The organism is Lysobacter sp. SCRH-1R (assembly GCF_057747855.1).
Genome location: NZ_CM173227.1, coordinates 3,793,048 through 3,812,358 on the forward strand (window position 1 = coordinate 3,793,048; position 19,311 = coordinate 3,812,358).

16 protein-coding genes are annotated in these 19,311 nt (G+C 66.5%); 6 read left to right on the forward strand and 10 right to left on the reverse strand.

Going from position 1 to position 19,311, the window contains the following annotated elements:
* The first annotated feature begins 13 nt into the window (after positions 1-13).
* From AC3ANK_RS17380 to AC3ANK_RS17390, 3 genes are read left to right on the forward strand one after another with little or no spacing between them, the layout of a single operon-like run.
* Positions 14-829 (forward strand): thiol:disulfide interchange protein DsbA/DsbL, encoded by an 816-nt coding sequence (locus tag AC3ANK_RS17380; protein ID WP_206862376.1) that lies wholly within the window; start codon positions 14-16, stop codon positions 827-829.
* Between the two features lie 15 nt (positions 830-844).
* Positions 845-1,600 carry an endonuclease/exonuclease/phosphatase family protein gene (locus tag AC3ANK_RS17385; protein WP_206862377.1) on the forward strand — a complete coding sequence of 252 codons (756 nt, stop codon included), beginning with the start codon at positions 845-847 and terminating at the stop codon, positions 1,598-1,600.
* Positions 1,601-1,633: 33 nt separating this feature from the next.
* Positions 1,634-1,990 carry a hypothetical protein gene (locus tag AC3ANK_RS17390; RefSeq protein ID WP_206862378.1) on the forward strand — a complete coding sequence of 119 codons (357 nt, stop codon included), beginning with the start codon at positions 1,634-1,636 and terminating at the stop codon, positions 1,988-1,990.
* On the opposite strand, the gene AC3ANK_RS17395 is transcribed toward AC3ANK_RS17390, so the two are convergent.
* From AC3ANK_RS17395 to AC3ANK_RS17415, 5 genes are all read right to left on the reverse strand, one after another.
* Entirely contained in the window at positions 1,968-4,868 is a 2,901-nt protein-coding gene (locus AC3ANK_RS17395; protein ID WP_206862379.1) for a TonB-dependent receptor plug domain-containing protein, read from the reverse strand. The two genes, AC3ANK_RS17390 and AC3ANK_RS17395, sit on opposite strands and share 23 nt — an antisense overlap.
* A gap of 252 nt (positions 4,869-5,120) precedes the next feature.
* On the reverse strand, positions 5,121-6,095 hold the full coding sequence (locus AC3ANK_RS17400; RefSeq protein WP_484171570.1) for a fimbrial protein: 975 nt from the start codon (positions 6,093-6,095) through the stop codon (positions 5,121-5,123).
* A complete protein-coding gene (locus AC3ANK_RS17405) occupies positions 6,092-8,650 on the reverse strand; it encodes a fimbria/pilus outer membrane usher protein (protein WP_484171571.1) in 2,559 nt (852 codons plus the stop codon). Before AC3ANK_RS17405 ends, AC3ANK_RS17400 begins: the two co-directional genes overlap by 4 nt.
* Positions 8,651-8,846: 196 nt before the next feature.
* Positions 8,847-9,581 (reverse strand): fimbrial biogenesis chaperone, encoded by a 735-nt coding sequence (locus tag AC3ANK_RS17410; protein WP_484171572.1) that lies wholly within the window; start codon positions 9,579-9,581, stop codon positions 8,847-8,849.
* A gap of 69 nt (positions 9,582-9,650) precedes the next feature.
* The gene (locus AC3ANK_RS17415) at positions 9,651-10,205 is read right to left on the reverse strand and encodes a fimbrial protein (RefSeq protein ID WP_484171573.1); all 555 of its coding nucleotides are present in this window, start codon (positions 10,203-10,205) and stop codon (positions 9,651-9,653) included.
* A gap of 49 nt (positions 10,206-10,254) precedes the next feature.
* On the opposite strand from AC3ANK_RS17415, the gene AC3ANK_RS17420 reads away from it, so the two are divergent.
* The 3 genes from AC3ANK_RS17420 (at position 10,255) to AC3ANK_RS17430 (ending at position 13,677) form a co-directional block, all read left to right on the forward strand.
* Positions 10,255-10,617 (forward strand): hypothetical protein, encoded by a 363-nt coding sequence (locus AC3ANK_RS17420; RefSeq protein WP_484171574.1) that lies wholly within the window; start codon positions 10,255-10,257, stop codon positions 10,615-10,617.
* A 114-nt stretch (positions 10,618-10,731) separates the two neighbouring features.
* Positions 10,732-12,111, forward strand: a complete 1,380-nt coding sequence (locus AC3ANK_RS17425) for a DUF1214 domain-containing protein (protein WP_484171575.1) — start codon at positions 10,732-10,734, stop codon at positions 12,109-12,111.
* 45 nt (positions 12,112-12,156) lie between these two features.
* Positions 12,157-13,677, forward strand: coding sequence for a DUF1254 domain-containing protein (locus tag AC3ANK_RS17430; RefSeq protein WP_484171576.1), 1,521 nt, complete (start codon positions 12,157-12,159; stop codon positions 13,675-13,677).
* Positions 13,678-13,816: 139 nt separating this feature from the next.
* Here AC3ANK_RS17430 and AC3ANK_RS17435 read toward each other — a convergent pair whose 3' ends face one another.
* From AC3ANK_RS17435 to AC3ANK_RS17455, 5 genes are all read right to left on the reverse strand, one after another.
* Complete coding sequence (locus AC3ANK_RS17435) at positions 13,817-14,179, reverse strand: fimbrial protein (RefSeq protein ID WP_484171577.1); 363 nt, start codon at positions 14,177-14,179, stop codon at positions 13,817-13,819.
* Positions 14,143-14,847: a hypothetical protein gene (locus tag AC3ANK_RS17440; RefSeq protein WP_484171578.1), complete on the reverse strand. Its 705-nt coding sequence runs from the start codon at positions 14,845-14,847 to the stop codon at positions 14,143-14,145. Before AC3ANK_RS17440 ends, AC3ANK_RS17435 begins: the two co-directional genes overlap by 37 nt.
* Positions 14,848-15,018: 171 nt before the next feature.
* Positions 15,019-17,583 carry a fimbria/pilus outer membrane usher protein gene (locus AC3ANK_RS17445; protein WP_484171579.1) on the reverse strand — a complete coding sequence of 855 codons (2,565 nt, stop codon included), beginning with the start codon at positions 17,581-17,583 and terminating at the stop codon, positions 15,019-15,021.
* Positions 17,584-17,741: 158 nt separating this feature from the next.
* On the reverse strand, positions 17,742-18,467 hold the full coding sequence (locus AC3ANK_RS17450) for a fimbrial biogenesis chaperone (RefSeq protein ID WP_242525312.1): 726 nt from the start codon (positions 18,465-18,467) through the stop codon (positions 17,742-17,744).
* A gap of 79 nt (positions 18,468-18,546) precedes the next feature.
* Positions 18,547-19,116 (reverse strand): fimbrial protein, encoded by a 570-nt coding sequence (locus AC3ANK_RS17455; protein WP_484171580.1) that lies wholly within the window; start codon positions 19,114-19,116, stop codon positions 18,547-18,549.
* Between the last annotated feature and the right edge of the window lie 195 nt (positions 19,117-19,311).

Genomic DNA, 19,311 nt, shown 5'->3' on the forward strand with positions numbered 1-19,311 from the left:
GGAGATTGTCTGCATGAATTCGCGTCTGCCCCATCTCGCCGTGGTCCTGACCGGACTGCTGGCCCTGTCCGCCTGCTCCAAGCAGGCCCCGGCCCCGGCCGAGACCGCCGCCCCGGCCGCGCCCACCGCGCCGGCTGCCGAAACCGCGCCGGCTCCGGCGCCCGCCGCTCCGGCCGAAACCGCCGCGGCTCCGGCCGCCACGCCCGCACCCGCCGCCGCGGCCACGCCGCCGCAGGGCCCGGCGCCCGTGGCCGGCACCGATTACGTCGAAGTCGCCGGGGGCCAGCCGTACGAACCCACCGGCGGCAAGATCGAGGTCGTCGAGGTGTTCGGCTACACCTGCCCGCACTGCGCCCACTTCGAGCCGCTGGTCGAGTCGTGGAAGGCCAAGCAGCCGGCCGACGTGAAGTTCATCGCCCTCGCCGCGCCGTTCGGCGGCTACTGGGAGCCGTACGCGAAGGCGTTCTACACCGCGCAGACCATGGGCGTGCTCGACAAGACGCACCAAGCGGTGTTCAACGCAATCCACGTCGACCGCACGCTGCCGGTGCAGCCGCTGCCGACCAACGAGCAGATCGGCGCCTTCTACGGCAAGTACGGCGTCGACGCGAAGCAGTTCGCCAGCACGATGTCGAGCTTCGCCATCGACGCGAAGATGAAGCGCGCCGGCCAGTTCATCGCGCGCAGCGGCGTGGATTCGACGCCGACGATGGTGATCAACGGCAAGTACCGCATCACCGGCAAGGGCTTCGAGGACACGCTGCGCATCGCCGACCACCTGGTCGCGCAGGAGCGCGCGAAGGCCGGCGGCGCGACCGCAGCGCAGTAAGCGCACCACGATCGAATGGATACCCGCCGGCTGCGCCTGCTCAGCGCGAACATCCAGGCGGGGTCCAGCACGCGCGGCTACCACGATTACGTCGCGCGCAGCTGGTCCCACGTCCTGCCGGCGGGCAAGCGCAACAGCCTGGACGCGATCGCGCAGCTGGCCGGCGAGCACGACATCGTCGGCCTCAACGAAAGCGATCCGGGCAGCCTGCGGTCGGGTTTCACCAACCAGACGCATTACCTCGCCCAGCGCGCCGGCTTCGATTACTGGAGCCACCAGCCGAACCGGCGCGTCGGCGGCGTGGCCTCCAGCGCGAATGGCCTGCTGAGCCGGCTGGAACCGAAGGAAGTCATCGACCACGCCCTGCCCGGCCGCATCGCCGGGCGCGGCGTGCTGCTCGCCCGCTACGGCGAGGGCGACAAGGGATTGCTGGTCGCGGTGGCGCATCTCTCGCTCGGCGCCAACTCGCGCGCCGCGCAGCTGGGCTTCATCGCCGAACTGCTGCACGACCATCCCAACGCGGTGCTGATGGGCGATTTCAATTGCTCCATCGATCGCCCGGAAATGCGCGCGTTGTTCCGCAACACGCGACTGCAACTGCCGGAGGGCGAAGTCTTCACCTTCCCGAGCTGGCGCCCGCAGCGCGCGATCGACCACATCCTGGTGGGCGATGGGCTGAAGACGTCGAATGCGCGCGCGCGTCCCGCGGCAGCGTCGGACCACCTGGCGTTGTCGATCGACCTGCATGTGCCGGATGCGGCGCTGCGGTGATCTTCGCGGGCAGCGTATGACCTGAGGCGGCCGATGACGAAAGCATTGGCCGTTTTTGTTTTTGCTGGAAACCACCTCACCCGTCATTCCAGCGAAAGCTGGAACCCATTTGCTGTTGCCTGGTTCTTGCAGCTGGGTAAGCGAAGCGCACCCGGGTTCACCGCGCGAAAAGCCCCGGGTGCGCTTCGTTTACCCGGGCTGCAAAAGCAGCATCGCCTTCCCAACAAGCTCGTCATCGCGGCGAAGGCCGGGATGACGGGCAAGAGCAACAGCAAACCGAAACGGCCGATGGCGAACCACCGGCCGTTCCGTTTCCACACCTCGATGACCGGCCGACCGCGAACCCGCGATCAGCCGATCAGTCCCGTCAGAAGCGATAGTCCGCGCTGACGTACCAGAACGCGCCCGGCAGGTCGTACGTGCCCGCGTCGTAACCGTTGAGCGAGCAGGTCAGGCACACCGGCGGCTCCTTGCCGAAGACGTTGTTCACGCCGACGGTGAACTTGAGGTTCTCCACGCCCGCGTTGCTCCAGTTGAACTGCAGGTCGTGGTACGTCGTCGAGCCCAGCGTGTTGAACTCCGCGCCGCCCATGCAGCCCGGCGCCTCGTCCACCGGCACGTTCGAGCACAGCTCGTCCACCGACGAGATGTAGCGGATCGTCCAGCCCACGTTGAAGTCCTGCAGCGTCCAGTTCGTCTGCAGGTTGGTCTGCCATTCCGGGATCGCGCTGTCGTTGACCTCGATGCCGACCTCGCGCTGCGAGCGGTTGCCGTCCACGTCCACGGCCTCGTAGTCGTTGACGTACGTCGACTGCAGCGACGCGCTCAGGCGGCCCCAGCCCCATTCCGGACCGACCCAGTTGACCTTGAAGTCGACGCCGTCGGTCTTGATGCGGCCCAGGTTGTCGAGGAAGTTCTCCGGCGGGTTGAGGTTGCCGCCGGCACCGCGCGAGAACGGCGTGCAGTTGATCGAGCCGACGCCGCCTTCGCGCAGGCAGGTTTCCAGCAGCGCCTGGATGTCGCGTGCCTGGATCGCATCATCGATTTCGTGGTTGTAGTAACCCACTTCGAAGTCCAGGCGATCCGACCACGACTGGCCCGATGCCCAGCCCGGTGCGTACACCACGCCGAACGTGTAGCTGTCGGATTCCTCCGGCTGCAGGTTCGGGTTGCCACCGGTGAAGGTGGTGATCTGCGTGTTGGCCTGCTCGAAGTTCGGCGGCGCGCCCTGCGCCGCGCAGCCCGCCGCGAACGACGGATCGGCCGGACCGGGGCTGCCGGTGGAACCGCAGGGATCGACCAGCGTCGCGCCGAACTGCGTGAGGCCATACAGCTCGCCGAGGTTCGGCGCGCGGAAGCCCTGCGAGTAGGTGCCGCGGATCACCAGGTCCTCGATCGGCTGCCAGCGGAAACCGGCCTTGCCGGTCGTGGTGCCGCCGAAGGTCGAGTAATCCGAGTAACGCACGGCCGCGCTCAGGTCCAGGGTCGAGAGCACCGGGAAGCTGAATTCCGCGTAGATCTCGTCCACGTCGTACGACGCGGACACCGGTGCGGCGAAGGAGTCCTGAGACTCGCCGCTCTGGCGCAGCGGATCGGGGTTGAAGTCGCCGCGATAACGACGATGTTCGACGCCCGCCGCGAAGCCCGCGGTGCGATCGCCGATGTCGAACATGTCGCCGGTGATGTTCGCCGAGTACAGGTCGAGCTTCTGCTGCGAGGAGTCGATCTGGCGCGTGCGGATGTAATCGATCATCTCCTGCGTCATCGGACGGCCCTGGCCGCCGAAGATGTCCAGCGGCACGCAGCCGGCCACCTGTGCGCAGATCGCCGGATCGCCCAGCGCGAGCTTGAGTTTGGCGACGTTGTAGCCGTTGAGGAATTCCTGCGTGGCCTTGTTGTCGGCGTAGGCGTAGTTGAAATCCCAGCCGAAACTGCGGTTGCCGACGGTGAACGTGCCGTCCAGGCCGGTGTTGAAGTACACCGTGTCCACGTCCTGGTTGAAGATGCGCGGGCCGACTTCGACCGGACGACGCGTGGCGACCAGGAAGTTCGAGTTCGCATCCAGCGTGTAGCCGAACGGGTTGAACGGGTTGTCGGCGTGGATGCTGATGGTGTCGGCGATGCCGCCGGTGCCGGCGCCCGGACCGACGAAGATCGGCTCCGGCGCCGCCTGGTTGGTCGAGGTGCGGTTGTTGTACAGGCCCTTGACGTGCAGACGGGTGTTGTCGGTGATGTCGTAGTAGACGCTGGCGAAGATCGACTTGCGCTTCTGCGGCGTCAGCAGCAAGTTGTACGGCGCGAAGTTGAAGCGGTCGCTTCCGTCGAACGAGTTGAACGTGCCGCCGTTCGGGTTGTCCGGATCGAACACCGGCGTCGTGGTGCCCTCGTTGAGGGTGATGTCGTACCAGTTCTCGGTGTCGGCATCGCAACCGCCCACGCCCGTTTCGGGACGCGTCGGGTCGCAGAAGAAGAAGCGGCCCTGCGGAATGCCCGAGCTGCCGCCGCGCACGCCGGTGCCGGGCGTCGGGAAGGCCGACTGCTCCCACGAACCGGAGCTGATTTCCTGCTGTTCGAAATAGCTGGCGGTGAACACCGCCGACCAGCGATCGCCGCTGCCGCCGAGCGTGAGGCTGGCTTCGGTCGTTTCGCCGCCGTCTTCGTATTCGCCGTAGTAGGCATGCACTTCGGCGCCGTCGAAATTGCGGCGGGTGATGATGTTGATCACGCCGGCGATGGCGTCGGAACCGTAGATCGCCGACGCACCGTCTTCCAGCACTTCGACGCGTTCGACGATGGCCAGCGGGATGGTGTTGAGGTCGGCGCTGCCGCTCACGCCGGAAGCGGAGGACTCGTTGACCCAGCGGACGCCATCGACCAGCACGAGCGTGCGCTGCGAGCCCAGGTTGCGCAGATCGACCTGCGCGGAACCGGCGCCGATGCCGCCGCCATCGGGCGGATAGCCGAAGTTGCCGGAGGAATTGAACTTGGCGTTGAGCGCCTTGCCGCTGGAGGTCATCTGCTGGAGCAGGTCGCCCACGGTCTGGAGGCCGGTCTGGTCGATCTTCGCCCTGTCCAGCACGAACACCGGCTGGGCGGTGACCGCATTGGTCTGCTTGATGCGCGAACCCGTCACCGTGACGGTGTCGAGCGTGGTGGCCGAACCCTGCGGGGCCGGCGTGGTCTCCTGCGCGGCCGCGAGGCCCGGCAGGGACAACAACAAGGACAACTGGATCGCCCGGGTGAGCGATTGACGACGCATGGCTTTCATTACTCTCTCCCTCGAATGAATGAACAGCAGCAACGGCCGCCTCCCCTGCCCGGGCGGCACCCCCAAGGTTGTAAACAATTCGTGAATCAGCCACAAGCGGCAAAGTGTTGGCCAACGTTCGGCACAGTTTGGCGGTCGCCTTTGCCTCCGGAGTCGCTCTGGAAGCCAAGCGGGCCTGCAAGCCTGTCCTTTCGACCTGTGGCGTTCGTCCGCGGTGGGGCCCTTCCGGGCCGCGACAGCAGCGGTGCGCCCTTACTCGTAGAACAGCGAAAAGGTGGCCACCGCGGTCAATGCACCGCCACCCACCGGCATCGCCGTGGCGTAGTACGCGCCCGTCAGCGGGATGCTGACCGCCTGACCGGCGCTCGTCGTGCGCAGATACGACAACCTGGAGCCCAGGGGCACGGCCGAGCTGCCGTTCCTGATCTGCACGCCGACACCGGTTGCCTGCCCCGCGCCGGAGGCCGCCGCGATCACGCCGCTCGTGGCGGGAACACCGGCCGGGGGCGTGGCGTCGATCCGGTACAAGACCGCGACATCGGCATCGCAGGTCAGATCGAGGGTGAAGTCCCGCGAGGCGGGCGTGGCGCCCACGGCGGTGAATGCCGAAGCCGCGATGTCGGGCAAGGACACGGCGATGTCGCCGTTCAGGACGCGGCACCCCGTGCTGAGAACGTTCACGGACGTACGGCTGAAGGTGACCTTGTTGGTGAGGACGCCGCCGTAGAGCACCGTTGCCGTCGGGTTCGGGAGGTTCATCGTTCCCGACGACAGCGGGCCGGTCACGATGTACTGGACGCGGAACCATCCCCACGGCGTGAAGTCTGCGTAGCCGGAGAACGACTCCGACGTGCGCGGCCAACGCATGCCCGTGGCCGGGTACCAGGCGCCGGTATTGTTGTAGTCGATTTTGATGCCGAGGCCGGGGACCCCGGTTGCGTAGGTGCCGCTCATGCCGGACACGGCCGTCATCGCGGACGTGAAACCCGCCGTCAACGCGTACGAACCCGAACAACTGACGTAGGCCCGCGTGCCGTCGCTGATCCAGCCCGAGTCGTACAGAACCTTCCCGACCGCCTCATTGCGCTTGGCGCTCAACGACGCGGGCAGGGTGAAATAGCTGTTGGTGCTTGTCGAGCCGGAACACGCCGCCGTCGCTGCGTCCCACACGCCAAGCCAGAAGAAAGCCACACCCAGAAGCGGGATGGAAACGCGCATGGTCGTCATTGCCCTAGATTCATGGTCGGTGCCTGCCCCGAGGTGCAGACGGAAGATTGCAATGCCGGGCGCGCCTGCCCGCCGGCCCCGGACGGCCACCCTGCGAGCGTGCAGCGTCCATCACCCCATTGGGCGGTGATCGGCGCCTGCGTCGCGTCCGAGGTGCGCACGTACACCTGGCCTGCCTGGCCGACCACGCCAATTTCGTCGCCCCTGGCGTCCAGCAGTTGTGCGCCGAAGGGCAGCGCGTCTCCGTTGTCGAGACGAACCCGCAGCAGTGCGGCGTGTCCGACGTTGGGCTTGAACGTGATCGGCACTACCGCGCCGGCGCGGGGAACAGTCTGCAAGCGGGAGGTGTCGAGCTCCACGTCCGCCGACAGGCCCTTCGGATCGAGCACGATTTCGTTGAAGCGGTACGGCGTCAGGTTCCCGGCAATCGCGTAGCCACGCCGATCGATGCGGCCGACACCGTCGGATCCCATGCGTGCGCCTTGCGCACCCTTTGCTTCCACCACGCCGATGGTGTCGCCGAGCTGCTGCGCCAGCGTGATTCCGCCCGCGTGCACGACGGCGCCACCGCTCGCCGACACCGACGTCTGCCGGCTGCGCGCGTTGTGCGAATACGACGCGCCGAGCGCGGCGAACGCGGCGCGCCAACCGGCATTGATGCCCAGCGTGTCGGTGTCGCGGTCGTTGAAGTTGCCGCTGACGCCGTAATTGAACTGCCGGCGCCCGCCCGCGGTGCCGTTCACGCCGGCCTGCACGGAATTTCCGTCGCGATCGTGCCCGGCGGCGAGGGTCAGCTGCGGCGGTGTGCTGCGGTAGTTGGGGCTTCCCAGCGGCATCGAGAGGCTGATGGCAGCCTGGTCGTCGTAACCGCGACCGACCACGCGGCTGCGGCTTGCGTTGACCCCCAGCGAGACGTTGCGGAACTGCCGGTTCCAGCCGACCTGATAGCTCGAATCCACCGGCAACGTGTCGCTCCAGTAATCGTTGCGCGCGCCGCTGACGAAGAGCGATCCCCCTCGCTCGCCCAGGCTCTGGCTGATGGTCACCTGGAAGCGGCTGCGCTGGCTGTGCGCACCTTCGCTTACGCCTCCGCGCAGTTCGCCGTGGCGCACCGCATCGTCCAGTCGCACCGCATCGTCCAGCGACAGATAGCCGCGGCTCGAATACCGGTAGGCGGCCAGCGCGAAGTCGGTATGGGTCTGCGGAACGCTCTTGCTGTAGGTCAGGCGCGCGCTGTAGCCGGACGAGTCCTCATCGGGGATGGCGAACTTCGTCTTCGCGGCGGTGACATCGAGCGACACCGCACCTGCCGGCGTGTTGAAGGCCGCGCCGACGAGCACGCTGCGATAGAGGTCTCCATCGGTGGCCTGCACACCGCCGTACGTCGTGAGCTGGTTGCTCAGGCCGCGCTGGAAGGTGCCTTCCACGAAGACCGGTGCGCTGCCGCGCAGCGTTTCATCGCGCACCTGCCCCGCGACGGCCGAGTAGCGCCACACCCCCGGACGCAGCAGCTGCGGCACGGCGGCGTAAGGCACGGAGAATGTGCGTTCGCGGCCATCGGCCTCGATGACCGTCACCTCCAGGTCGCCGCCGTAACCGGTCGCGTAGAGATCGTCGATCTGGAACGCACCCGGCGCAACGTTGGATTCGTGGATCACGAAGCCCGCCTGGCGGATCACCACCCGGGCGTTGGTCTCGGCGATGCCGCGCACGACCGGCGCATAGCCACGCATCGAGTCCGGCCGCATGCGATCGTCGGTGGCCAGCTTGATGCCACGGAACGCGATCGAATCGAACAGCTCGCCCGAGGTGAAGGAGTCGCCCACGGAAAACTGCGATTGCAGCGCGGTGACGTCGTGCTCGGCGAACGTGCGGATGTTCTGGAAATCATCGCCCGCACCGCGCCCCCATCGGTAGGACGACTGGTTGCGCAGGCGCCAGCCGGCGACGTTCAACCCCATCGTGAGCCCGGCATGGGCGCCGGTGGTGTGGCCGCCAGCGTCGTAATCGAGCTGGCTGGCGCTGAGGTTGTAGCCCAGCGTGAATGCATTGACGCCGCGCTCCCACAACGCCGGATCGACGTAGCCGCGCGCGCTGCGCCGCAGCGCTGCCTGCGGAATCGACAAGTCCAGGCGCAGCTGGTTCATGTCGAAGCTCACGCGTGCGTCGGCGATGGCGCGCTCGAGGTCGATGCACGGCGGCGAAAGGTCGACGCCGTCGGCGGCCAACCGGGCGGTGTCGATGCCCAGCGTCGCGAGCACCTGCGACGACAGGCATGGACGCACATCGCCGCCGGGCACCGCGGCGAACTCGACCGACTGGCGCGTCACCCGATTGCCGTTGACATGAATGTCGACCAGATATTGTCCAGGCAGGACGGCATTGGCCCTTTCGAACCGCGACAGATCGGTGGAACCGGCGGCGTCGCCCAGGAACAGCGGGCTGAACTCGACCGCATCCGGCGCGGGCTCCGGCGCCGGTTCCGGAGCGGGCGAAGGTTCCGGCGCGGCCGTGGCGCACAGTGGCACCTGCCCCAGCGCAGCCAGTACCACCACTGCGAGGCGGCTTCGCCTGGAACCTCTCGCGGCGGGCGCGATGGTGCATGGATCAAATGGATGCATGTCTCGATCTCGCGTTGCTGACGGCTCGCGGCCGGCGCGCGCGGTGTTCGCGCGCGGCAGCGCGTCGTCCGCGCGTTTTGCGCTTCGTTATGGAGTGGCGGATTCGATGCGACGTCGCCCGTGGCCTGCTTCAGTCCGAATAGGACGCCCGGCTTTCGACGAGGCCGCCGTAGTCGTTGATGGCGGTGAACAGCACGGTGCCTGTGCCGTGTCCGGGCTCGCCTTGCACCGGGAATGTCGCGCTCCCCATGGCCGGGCACATGCCGCCCGCAGGCGTCGCCTCACCCGTGGCGCGCTCGGCCCGCACTTGCGCGAACGACACGTTGTAGGCGGTGGGATTGGTGCATTCCAGCGATGCGGCACCGCCCGAACGCACCAGGCGCCATGTCAGCTGGCCGATCGAATCCAGCGGCGCGCCGCGCAGTCCTTCGGGCCGATAGAAGATCTTGATGCGCGTGCGCACCGCGAACTGCAGGAAGTTGTCCTGCGCGCTCTTCCCCTTCGGACGCGGCGGGATTTCCAGGACGTTGAGCCAGTAGACCGACTCGCGATCCTTCGGCACGTCCCCGCCGTTGAATATCAGCCGCAGTGCCTGGCCCTTTCCGGGTTCCAGCCGCGACATCGGTGGCGTCACGAGAAAAGGCGCGTTGCTGGTCGCGGCGGTTTCATTCGCGTCGCCCGCGTCGGTCCAGACCTGGAGCAGACGGGGACCACGCCCGTTGTTGTCCACCTGGACGGTGACTTCGGATTCGTCGGCCGGATAGATCACGCGGGTGCCGGTGATCTGGATATCGGCATGCGCCGGCGCAAGGGCGGCGAAAGCCATCCACGCGATCGCGCAGCCCACTCGTGCGAGCAGTTTCATGAGCCTTTCCTGGAGGTTCCCCGAAGCGGCGGGGTCGCGAAGACCCCGCCGTGATGCGTCACGCACGACTCAGTTGTAGACGACCGAGTAGTTGACGTAGGTGTTGACCGCGCCCGCCGTGGCCACGCCGGTCGCGTAGTACTGCGCGGTGTACTTCAGCGTGGCGGTGTTGCCGACGATGGTTTCCTTCGAGCCGTCGCCACCGGCGTTGCTGGACAGGTTGATCGCCGCGCCGGCCTTGTTCAGCAGGCCCACGAGCACGTTGGCCGCGCCACCGGTGGCGGTGTTCTTCAACCGGCCGCCGTTTGCGGCGTCGATGGCCGGCGTGCTGGATTCGAACCACAGCTTCGCGATCTTGTCCTTGCAGTTGGCGCCACCGAGCACCACGCTGAACGGCGTGTCGCCCGCGCTCTGGCCCGACGACGCCAGTGCCGAGGTCGAAACGCTCGGCAGGTTGACGGTGAAGTTGGAGGTGCCGCCATCGGTGTTGTCGCCGCCGGTGATGGTGCAGGTGACATCGGAGATCGTGCCGTTGAAAGTGATCTTGCCGTCCGCGGCAGCGGCGGAGAGCGAAGTGAGGCCGGCGGCCGCGAACAGTGCGGCGGAAATCAAGATCTTGCTCATACGTCCATATGTCCAGTTGTTGTGAGATGTCGCCGTTGAGGGAGGCGATGTGCTCGAACTGCTTTCCTTCTGTCGCTCCCCCAGCGACGGCGACATCCTCGGCGCGGCGGCTGGAGGCGGAAATCAGAGGAATCTGGCGAAATGCATCTTCGGTTGCATCCAACGCCAACCTGAACCTGCAATCGTGATCGCGCCCGTTTTCACGGCTTCATGGAATGCAGCGAAGGTCGGCGACGCGTGCGGGTGCCGCTTCGTTCTCTTCGTTGCAATGCAACGAACGCATGCAACGCGCACGGGCAAAGCGTCCACGACGCCGATCGCGTTGCATCACGACGCATCACGCATCACCGGTGCGAATCTGAACACCTGCGTGAACACGCGCCGAGGCAACCGGCCGTCGGCCTGCGCATGACATTCACGGCATTCTGGTGCGAATAATTCGCCCACGACCGGGAGCGGGTGCACCGCAACCGGCGGTACGCTCCGCGGCTTGCTCCATCCCCCCGGCACCAAGGAGATCAGCGTCATGCCTTACTCCCGCCTCACGCCCTTCACCATCGCCGTCGCGCTCGCGGCACTCACCGCCTGCAGCCGCGCACCACAGACGCCACCGGCCCCGGAATCGGCCGCGCCTTCAACGGCCGCGGCGCCGGCGACGACGCGCGCGTACACCGACCAGGACATCAGCGACGCGTACATCTACCTGCTCTCCCGCCTGCTGGTGCTGCGCCAGCAGCAGCTCGACCTGAAGGAAGGCTTCAAGTGGAACGAGATCGTCCACCGCAAGCCGGGCGCGGTCGATTGGGCCAATCCCAACCTCGACGTCGCAAATTCGGAAGCGTGGCTCGCGATCGACGAGAACAGCTGCACCATCGTGACGGTGCCGAAGATCACCGGCCGCTACTACACCGTGCAGTTCCTCAACGGCTGGGGCGAAACGCTGGCGAACATCAACGAGCGCACGCAACCCAAGGGCGCGGGCGATTACGCGGTGTGCCTGAAGGGCGCGAACGTGCAGCTGCCGGCGAACGTCACGCGCATCGATCTTCCGGTGAAGCAGGTGCGCGTGCTCGCGCGGATCGAACTGGGCAAGGACTGGAAGGGAGCCGAGGCGCTGCAGCACCAGGTGACCTTCAAGCCCACCGGTTCGCCGGCGACGCCTGCGCCAGGTCCCCAGATTCCGTCGTTCGACCTGGAAAATCTGCCGGGCGTGGAAGCGTTCGAGGACGCACCGGCCGTCCTGGACAGCGAATCGGACCTCAATCCGGGCATGGACGCGATGGCGGCCAAGGTGCGCGCCATTGCCGAAGGCGTGCGCGATCCGGCCGAGCGCGCGCGCGTTGAGGACGTGATCCGCAAGAAAGTGATGGCCGATTTCGCGGCCGCCTCGCCCACCATCGGCCACGGAACCGTGAAGAACCACTGGGCGCGTCCGGCCGTGACCGGCGCGTACAACAACGATTGGCTGGGACGTTCACTCGCCAACCTGGGTGGCATCTGGGCCAACACCACGGACGAGGTCATCTACTACAAGGGCAACCTCGACGACAGCGGCGCGCAGCTCAGCGGCGACCACGTCTACACGATGACGTTCCCGAAGGACGACCTGCCACCGAAGTACGCGAACTATTTCTGGTCGGTCATCGCGGTGGACACCAGGGCCCATCGCGTGCTGCCCAATCCGAAGAATCGTTTCCTGATCAACAACCAGTCGGACCTGAAGTACAACCCCGACGGCTCGCTGACGCTCTACTTCGCAGCCGAAAAACCCGACGACGCACCGGACGGCAACTGGCTGCCGACGCCGCGCGGACAGGACTACCGCCTGACCTTCCGCTTCTACGGGCCCAAGGGCGGCGTGAAGGACGGCAGCTATTTCCCGCCGCCGATGATCAGGCGTTCCTGATCGCCCATGCGCACGAACACACGAACCACACGACAAGGATCTCCCATGCGCTCGCACACGCTCGCTCTCGCCATCGTCGCCGCGACTTCGCTGGCGGCGTGCCAGAAACAACCGTCGCCCGAGACGGCGACGCCCGCATCGCAGCCCGCTGCATCCACCACGCCGGCGCGGTCCGCTGCGGAACCCGCCGTCGCCAGCGTGCCCGGCCCCGTCGCCGGGACACGCCTCACTGAACCGTACGTGCGCATGGCCGCACGCGACACGTATTTCTGGGCATGGCCGATGGTGAACATCTACAACCGCCGGCTCGGCTTCAAGGATCTCCCGGGTCCGGGAAAGCTCGGCGGCGTGCTTCCCGCCGCACCACCGAACAGCCTGATGATGCTGACCGACTACGTCGCGCCGTCAGAACGCGAAGTGGCCTGCCCCAACCAGGACGTCGTGTACGGCGGCGGGCCGCTCGCGCTCGACGTCGAACCGGTCGTGATCCAGGTGCCGGACTTCGGCGACCGCTTCTGGGTGTACCAGGTCGTCGACTCGCGCACCGACAGCTTCGTCAACCTCGGCAAGATGTACGGCACGAAGCCGGGCTTCTACCTGCTCGCCGGCCCGGACTGGAAGGGCGACGTGCCGCAGGGCATCAACGAAGTCTTCCGCTCCGGCACCAACACCGGCTACGTGATTCCGCGCGTCGCGTTGCTCGACACCGCGGAGGACCGCGCCGCCGTGCAGCCGCTGGTCGCGCAGATCGACATGTATCCGCTGTCGCAGTTCGACGGAACGCTGAAGCAGCACGACTGGTCGAAGAATCCCTCGTTCCCCGAAGCGCCGCGTGCGCCCGGCAATGGTGAAGCGCCGAAGGTGGACCCGACAAAGTTCTTCGACGAATTGCCCGTGGTGCTGAAGGATGCCAAGCCGCTGCCCGGCGAGGAGTCGCGTTACGCGCAGGCGCTGGCACTGGTGGAAGCACTACAGAAGGATCCGGCCTTGAAGGTCGCCGCCATCGACGAAGCGAAGAAGGCCGAGCAGGAACTGATCGCGCCGCTGCTGCAGTTCCGCAACTTCGGCGTGCCGCTGCCGCACAACTGGACGACGGTGCGCAATGGCGCGCAGTTCGGCACGGACTACTTCACGCGCACCGCGGTCGCCAAGTCGAACATCTACGTCAACAAACCGAACGAGGCGACGTACTTCTACCAGGACCTCGACGACACCGGCGCGCGACTCAACGGCAGCAAGCGCTACACGGTGACCTTCGACAAGGGCGGCCCGCCGGTGAAGGGCTTCTGGTCGCTGACGCTGTACGACGCGGACCACTTCTTCGCACCGAACGAGATCAACCGCTATTCCGTCGGCACGAAGAACAAGGACCTCCAGCCCAACCCCGACGGCACGCTGACGATCTACGTGCAGGCGGACGCACCGAGCGATCCCGTCCAGCGCGCGAACTGGCTGCCCTCCCCCAAGGGCGCGGACTTCTCGCTGTACGTGCGCACGTACTGGCCGGAGCAGGCGATCCTCGACGGGCAGTGGTCGCCGCCGGCGGTGAAGCCGGTTTCGTCCTGAGTCCTCGCATCAGTTGAAAATGAAGAACGGCGGAAGCGATCCCGCCGTTTTCCTTTCCATTCGGGAAACGAAAACGCCGGATGCGTATCGCGTGTCTTCGCGATGCGCACCCGGCGTCAATGTCATCGAAGACGACGACTTACCGGTAGTCGACGGTGAACGTCGCAATCGCCGTGACAGTGCCCGCGGTCATGTTGCCAGTGCGCACGTAGCGGGCCTTCAGCGGGATGTCGACCGTCGGCGTGCCGACGACGATGTTGCGGGTGATGTCCGTCGTCGGCGCGGTTCCTACCTGCCCGAATACGACCGGAGAGGTGCCGTCGAGAATCTGCACGCCCACGCCAGTCGCAGTGGAAGCGGGCGTCAGCGACAGGATGTTGGTCTGGTTCGCCTGCGTCGTCTGATCGGTCAGGAACATATGCATGTTCGTGCTCGTGTTCGGATCACCACCGGAACAGCCAAGCGTCACATTGAAGTCCTTCTCGCCCAGCGCGCTGCCCACGCTCGGGAAATCGACGGGCGACTTCTGGTCCAGCGCACGATGATGTCAGGCGTGGAAACCGCGCAGGTCGGCACTTTGGGCTGGATGGTGATCGGCGTCCGCATTCGGAAGAGCGCCGCGACGATGGGTCCGCCCTGATCCACGCGCCATTCGGCGATGGGTCCGGTGATCTCGCCTGGGGCGGTCAGCGGCGTGTCGCTCGTCTTGATCAGTTCGATCTGGTACTTCGTGCCTGGACTGAAATAGACGTTGTACGCGTTGTATATCGACTCGTAGGCGCCGGTGAACAAGTAGGCGCCACCGGAGCCGTACACTCGGATACCGACACCGGGAATGTTGGTCTCGTATGTGCCCATGTACCCGGTCGCCGGCCCCGTCGTCACGATCCGCTGCCAATAGAGGATGTAGTTCGTGCACGCGACCTCCGGCCCGCCTCCTGGATTTCCGACGACATTCGCCGGGGTCATGTTCTGTGAGTAGAGGACAGTGCCTTTGGGGGCGTTCGCATTGACCTGGCTCAGGGTTCCGTCGAATTCAAAGACGAAGGGCCCGGTCGTTACCACTTTCGCTCCACCTGACATCACGTAATGCCATTCGCAGGTCGCCGATGCGGCGGTGGGAAGCACGAGTGCCAGGAGCACGGAACACAGGGCAAGGATACGTTTCATGGATGGCTCCGGTGCGCGATGACCTGGGCAATCAGGTCACGGCGCGATGTGTGTTGGTTGGTGCGATGCATGTTTCGGATGGTGTGGCGCTCGCTGGCGGACACGATGCGCAGAATCTTCCTGGCGTCGTCGCCGCCACGGGCACGTCGCTGTGCGGCGCGATCTCGAAAGTCAGCGCGCATGGCAGGTGCCCGCGACGACGTTCAGTCCGGCGGCATTGACGGTGGCATTGGCCGGCTGCCAATCCAGTGCGCACTGGCCACCGTCCCAGCCGACCGTCAGCGCGACTGAGTTGTCGTCCGGCAATCTCACGAAGGCCTGGCCGTTCTGGCCGGTGTAACCGACGATCGCGCCGCTCGAGTTCTTCACTTCCGATCCGAACGGCAGCGGCTTGCCGTCATCGCGCGTGGCCTGGATGACGTAGGCGTGGCCGGTCTTCGTTTCGAACGACACCGGGACGACTGCGCCGGCACGCGGAACGACAGCGGCGCGCGTCTGCTCGAGTTCGACGTCGTACGAAATGCCCTTCGGATCCAGCGACACGTCGTTGAGGCGGTACGGCATGAGGCCGTTGGTGATGGCATAGCCGCGGCGGTCGATCTTGCCGATGCCGTCGCCCAGGCGCGCGCCCTTGGCGCCGTCGGCGTGGAGGATTGCCATCGTGTCGCCCAGCGAGGAGGCAAGCGTGACGCCGCCCGGATGCACGACCAGGCCGCCCTGTGCCGACAGGCTCTGCGAGCGAGTGCCCGTGCCCTGCGTGTAGGAACCGTTGACGGAACCGTAGGCACCGCGCCAGCCGCCGTAGAGGTTGACGGTGTCATTGTTCTCGTCGCTGAAGTTGCCGGTCGCGCCATAGCTGTACTGGTGGCGATCGCCGGCGATGCCGGCCACGCCGGCCTGCACGCGATTGCCCTGCGTATCGTGCGCCGAGCCGACCGTCAGCACCGGCGCGCTCAGGCTCCGATCGCTGCCCAGCGGCACCGACAACGTCATGCCGTAGGTCGTGTCGTAGCTGCCGTCGTTGATGCGCGTGCGGCCGGCGTTGACGCCGAAGTTCGCACGGCGCCAGCGTGCGGACCAGCCGAGCTGGTAGCTGGTGTTGACGTCGCGGCCGGACCAGTAGTCGTGGCGCGAACCGGTGAGGCTGAGCGAACCGGCGCGGCCGAGGCTCTGGCTCATGCTGATGGAGAAGCGGTTGCGCTCCACGCCGGAATCCTTGAGCAGGCCGTTCATGCCGCGATTGCGGATGAGGTCGTCCCACTGCGCGGCCTGCGACAGGTCTGCATAGCCCTGGCTGGAATAGCGGTACGCGGCCAGCGCGAAGTTGGTGTTCGTCGACGGGATGTTCTTGTTGTAGGTGGCACGCGCGGAGTAGCCGGACTGGCTGCCGCGGTCGTCGCTGAAGTTCACGCGCGAACCGGAGACGTCGAGCGACACCGCACCGACCGGCGTGTTGAACGCCGCGCCGACGACGGCGCTGCGATACAGGTCGCCGTCGCTGGCCTGGATGCCGCCGTAGCCGGTGACCCAGTTGTTGATGCCGCGCTGGTAGGTGGCTTCGAGGAACTTCGGCGCATCCAGCAGGTTCTCGTTGCGCAGCTCGCCCGCGACGGCCGAATAACGCCACGAACCGGGGCGCAGCAGGTTCGGCACCGCCGCGAACGGCACATTGAACGAGCGCTGGCGGCCGTCGGCTTCGGTGACGATCACTTCCAGGTCGCCGCCGTAACCCGCCGCGGGCAGGTCAACGATCTCGAACGGGCCCGGCGCGACGCTCATCTGGTAGATGACGTAGCCGGACTGGCGGATCTCCACCGTCGCATTCGTCTCGGCGATGCCGCGCACGATGGGCGCATAGCCGTTGAGCGAGTCCGGCAGCATGCGATCGTCGGTCGCCAGGCTTACGCCGCGGAAACCGACCGAATCGAACATCTGCCCCGAGGTGAACGTGTCGCCGACGGTGAGCTGCGACTTCAGCGCATCGATGTCGTGCTGCGCGTACGTGCTGATGTTGGTGAAGTCGGAGCCGCCGCGCTTGTTCCAGCTGTAGTACGACTGGTTGCGCACGCGCCAGCCGGCGATGTTGAGGCCGGCGTTCAAACCCAGGTAACCGGAGCGCGCGTTGCCGCTCAGGTCCGAATCGCTGTTGTTGAGGTTGGCGTTGTAGCCGAGCGTGAATGCAGTGACGCCTTCGTCCCACAGTTTGGGATCGACGTAACCGCGTGCGCTGTGGCTGAGGTAGCCCTGCGGAATCGACAGGTGCAGGCCCATGTCGCCGGCGTCGGCGCGCACGCGCGCATCAGGGATCAGCTCGCGCAGGTCCAGGCAATCGCCGTCGAGCGAATGGCCTTCGGCGCGCAGCTTGCTGGTGTCGACACCGGCGGCGACGAGCAGGTTCAGGTCGAAGCAGCTTTCGATCTCGCCGCCGGCTTCGCGGAAGGTCACCGTCTGGCGCGAGATCAGCGCGTCGTTGACGTACAGGTCGACCGACTGCGGGCCGGGCAGGATCGGATTGCCGCGCTCGAAGCGCGAGAGGTCCGCGCTGGCGCTGCCGTTGAGGAACGCCGGGCTGAATTCGACGACCTGCGGTTCGGGCGACGGATTGGGCGAAGGATCCGGACCCGGGGCGGCGAACGCCATCACCGGCACGGTGCCGAGGGCGGCGAGGACGGAGGTGGTCAGCGTGCGGCGATAGAGCGGTTGCGGGATTCGCGTAAGCGGAGTGTTGCGGGACATGGAAGGTACCGTTGACCGTGGTGGGCCCCGCGTTGCCGCAGCTCGCGCCGCGCATTCGTGAGGCATGACGTCCCCGTCCGCCTCGTGTGGAGGCGCCGGGATCGCGAATCGGAATTGCCGCGTTGCCTGCGGCGTGGCTCAGGCGTCAGCGCGCCGAATCAGCGCGTGTACGTCGCTTCACCGTCGAGATAGGCGCCGTAGTCGTCGATGGCGCGGTACACAAGACGACCGGAATCGTTGCCGCCCTTGATCGGGAACCTCTCGCGTCCCATCGCCGGGCACAGGCCGCCCTTGCCGATGGTGGGATCGACCGGCGCATCCTTCAGGCGCACATCGGCGATGGACACGTTGTACGGCGTGCCGTTGGTGCACTCCATCGCCATGCCGTCCTTGCCGTGCACTAGGCGCCAGGTGACCTGGCCGATGGCGCTGGCGGCGTCGCCCGTCAGCCCGGTGGGGCGGTAGAAGATCTTGACGCGCGTGCGAACGGCGAACTGAAGGAAGCTGCGCGTGTCGGACGTCGGCTTCGGCGGAATTTCCAGCACGTTTAGCCAGTAGACGGATTCGCGATCCTGCGGGAGGTCGCCGCCGGTGAACATGATGCGCAGCGTCTGGCCCTTGCCCGGCTCCACGCGCGACAGCGGCGGCGTGAGGAGAAACGGCGCCTTGGCTGTTTCGGCCGTCGCGTTGGCATCGCCGTCGTCGATCCACGACTGCACGATGCGCGGCGAATCGCCCTTGTTGTTCATCGTGACGGTGACTTCGCGCTCGGCGGCGGGATAGATCACGCGCGTGCCGACCAGCGAGATGCCCGCGTGGGCCGACGAGAAGCATCCGATGGCGGTGAGCATCAGCGCCAGGGTTGTGCGATGGGGGAATGTCATGGGGAGGTCTCGCGGAGCAGGGCCGTACGGAGTGGAAGCGATGCCGGCACGCGCCGGCATCGCTGGTGGTGCGCTTGGATCAGTACGAAACGGTGTAGGTCACGAACGTGTTGACCGTACCGGCCGTGGCACCGCCGGCCTTGCTGTAGTACTGCGCCTGGTACTTCAGGACGCCCGGCGTACCCGAGGCCGGGGTAGCGGTCGGGTTGTTCGTGCCATTGACCAGGTTGATCACGCCGTGCGTGTTGCCGTTGAGCAGGCGCACGCCGACGTTGGTGGCGGTGGCCGTGCTGGAGTTGTCCAGGAAGCCGTCGGCGTTGATCAGCGAGCCCGGGGCGCCGACGTTTTCGAAGATCAGCTTCGTCACTGCGCCATTGCAGGTGTCCGAACCGCCGCCGCCGACGCTGATTTCGAACGGCTTGGTGGCGGCGTAGCTGTCGGCGGCCGACAGCGAGGAGGCCTGGACGGTATCCAGCGTGACCGTCATGTCGGCGGCCGAACCGGTGGCGTTGGTGCCCGGGGTCACCGTGCAGGTGCCGGCCTGCAGCAGGCCATTGATGGTGATCTTGCCGGTGGCGGCGAAGGCGGACGGCATGGCGACGGCGGCGACGACGGCGACCAGGGCGGTGGAGAGCAGGGTCTTCTTCATTGCGGAATTCCTGAGGTGCTTGGGGTGGTTGGAGCCGCAAGGCCGTGGCCCTGGCGACGGCGCGCATGGTGCGGGCCGGCGTCGGTCGTAAACATCGGACAGTTCCGAAATCAATCAGATAAATCGCCAGATTCGACAAGAAGTGATCGCAACTCCGGGTAGGCGTGCGAACGGGGTCGAAACGATGTCCCGCCG